The sequence below is a fragment of the Streptomyces albidochromogenes genome, from assembly GCF_005981925.1.
GTDB classification, from domain to species: Bacteria; Actinomycetota; Actinomycetes; order Streptomycetales; family Streptomycetaceae; genus Streptomyces; species Streptomyces albidochromogenes.
This window is the reverse complement of record NZ_VBVX01000519.1, coordinates 1-2,509: the sequence shown is the minus strand read 5'-3', so window position 1 is coordinate 2,509 and position 2,509 is coordinate 1. Positions and strand designations below refer to the sequence as shown.

The following is a 2,509-nucleotide window of genomic DNA, read 5'->3' as shown; positions in this document are numbered from 1 at the left end:
GTACGGGCCGTCGCGCGAAACGGGTCCGGAGTGGGTGCGGAGCGCGTGACTGCGAGTGCGTGAGTGAGTGAGTAAGTGACTGTGCGTGCGTGCGTAGGTGAGTGAGTAGGTGCGTGCCGGCGGGGGCGGCGCCTACGGGACGAGGACGACCTTGCCCATCGTGCCGCGCGTCTCAAGGGCGCGGTGGGCCGCCGCCGCCTCCGCCAGGGGGAAGCGTTGCACCGCCGGGACCAGGCGGCCGGCCGCCGCCTGGGCCAGGGCGCGGTTCTCCAGGGTGCGTACGGGGTTCTCGCCGCCCGCCCTGCCGAGCATCGCCGGGCCGAGGACGCTCACGGAGGTGATGCCGCGCTCGGCCAGTTCCTCGTCGGTGAAGGTCAGCGGCGAGCCGTCGCGCAGACCGTCCGACGACCAGCCGAAGACGAGGTGTTCGCCGCCCCTGCCGAGGAGGTCGACGGCCGCGCGGCCGGTGGCGCCGCTGACCGAGTCGAAGACGACGGTGGCCCCGCGGTCGCCGAGGAAGGCGCGTACCTTCGCCGGCCAGTCGGGCAGCGTGTAGTCCACGGCGAGGTCGGCGCCGTTCTCCTGGACGCGGGCGACCTTGGCGGGGCCGCCGGCCAGGCCGATGACGGTGCCTCCGGCGTTCTTCACGTACTGGACGAGGAGCGTGCCGATGCCGCCGGCGGCCGCGGGGACGACCGCGACGGTGCCGGCCGTCACCTCGGTGAACTGGAGGATGCCCAGGGTGGTGCGGCCGGTGCCGATCATGGCGACGGCCTGGGCCTCGTCGAGGTTCTCCGGGATCTCCTGGAGGCGCTCGGCGTCGGTGACGGCCAGTTCGGCGTACCCCCCGGGGGCCATGCCCAGGTGAACCACGACGCGCTTGCCGAGCCACGACGGGTCGGCGCCCTCGCCGAGCGACTCGACCGTGCCGGCGACCTCGCGGCCGGGGACGGTGGGCAGCGCGACGGGGGCGGGGAACGGCCCGGGCATGCCCTCGCGCAGGGCGGTGTCGAGGAGGTGCACTCCGGCCGCCGCCACGGCGACGCGCACCTGCCCGGGGCCGGGGACGGGGTCCTCGGTCCACTCGTACGTGAGGTTCTCGGCGGGGCCGAAGGCGTGGAGGCGGACTGCGTGCATGACGGGCTCCTCGTGACTCCAGGGCATCGTGGCCTGTGGCCTGCCGCCCTTGCTGATCTGCGACGGGGCCCAGGCTCGTGCCTCAAGCGCGGTTGAGGTCAAGCCCTTCGCGTGAGGCGGCGTTCGCGGCGCGCGGGGCGCCGGTCCGCAGGGCGAGGGCCGCCGCCTCCAGGCCGCTGTTGAACGCCACCTCGGCCAGCAGGCCCGGCGCCGCCACCTGGTCGCCCGCGAGGAACACCCCGTCACCGCGGTTGATCCCGGGGCGGTCCCGCCAGGTGGTGCCCGGCCGGTCGAGCGCACCCGTACGGCCCGCCGCGAGGGCATCGCGCCGCCAGGTGACGCGCTCGCGCCAGCCGGGGAAACCGAGGTCGAGCAGGCGCTCGGCGCGGGCGACGCCGTCCGCCCTGGACTCCTCGGGGGCGATCGGGAACTGGCTCTGGATGAGCTGCTGCCCGGCGGGGGCGAGGGTCGCGTCCTGGGCGGTGAACCGTTCGATCCAGCCGGGCGCCTCCAGGTCGGAGATGACGAACGGGTCGCCCGCGCGGGTCCTGACGGCCAGATCGAGCAGGACCGTACGTCCGCTGTCCCAGGCCAGGGTGGAGTCGTCGAGAAGCCGGCGGGCCGCCTGCAGTGACGTGGCGACGATCACCGGGCCGCGATGGCCGGCGAGGGAGGTGACGCGCTCGGTCGTCTCGATCCGTACGCCGAGGTTCCAGGCCCGCGCGGCGATCCGGTCGACGACGGAGGCCCAGCCGCCGCGCGGGTAGTGCGCCTCCGGCGGCAGCTTGACGACGCGCCGCAGCCGCTCCTGGACGAAGCGGGCGGAGAGGACGCCGGGATCGTGGTGGAAGAGGGCGACCGCGACGAAGTTCGCCGCCGCGCGCGCCCCGGCCTCGCCCACCTCGCGGGTGGCCCAGGTCAGGAAGTCGGCGTCCACGGGCGTCTTCGCGGGGGAACGCAGGGCGAGCTTCACCAGTGCGAGCGGCGGCGTACGGCGCAGGGCGCCACCCCGGTGGAAGCGGAGGCGGGCGGCTTCGAGCGGGGGAACGGACGCGATGGGGCCGAGCAGGTCGCGCTGCTTGAGCCACGACCAGAGCGGGCCGCCGCTGTAGAGGGCGTGCGGGCCCTCGTTGGTCTTGTACGGGCCTTCGGCCGTGCGGGCCCTTCCGCCGAGGGTGTGGTGGGCCTCGTACAGGGTGACCGCCGCGCCGGCTTCGGCCGCGGTGACGGCCGCGGTGAGGCCGGCGAGGCCGCCGCCGATAACAGTGATGTGGTGCCGCATGTCCGGTCTCCTTGCCGTCGGGGGTCGTTCTCACAGTGGTGACGGGCGGCGGGGGCCGGATGTGACATCGGGTGCGGGAATGGGCGGGGC

2 protein-coding genes are annotated in these 2,509 nt (G+C 75.0%); both read right to left on the bottom strand.

All coding sequences use genetic code 11. The annotated features are described in order from the left end of the window. Positions 1-132: 132 nt before the first annotated feature. Positions 133-1,137, bottom strand: coding sequence for a zinc-binding dehydrogenase (locus E2E34_RS33340; protein WP_138905569.1), 1,005 nt, complete (start codon positions 1,135-1,137; stop codon positions 133-135). 82 nt (positions 1,138-1,219) lie between these two features. Then, complete coding sequence (locus E2E34_RS33335) at positions 1,220-2,419, bottom strand: FAD-dependent oxidoreductase (protein WP_138905568.1); 1,200 nt, start codon at positions 2,417-2,419, stop codon at positions 1,220-1,222. Positions 2,420-2,509 lie beyond the last annotated feature (90 nt).

Excerpts from the sequence above, each read along its gene's own strand:
- E2E34_RS33340 (WP_138905569.1), bottom strand. The coding sequence starts at position 1,137 with ATGCACGCAGTCCGCCTCCACGCCTTCGGCCCCGCCGAGAACCTCACG.
- E2E34_RS33335 (WP_138905568.1), bottom strand. The coding sequence starts at position 2,419 with ATGCGGCACCACATCACTGTTATCGGCGGCGGCCTCGCCGGCCTCACC.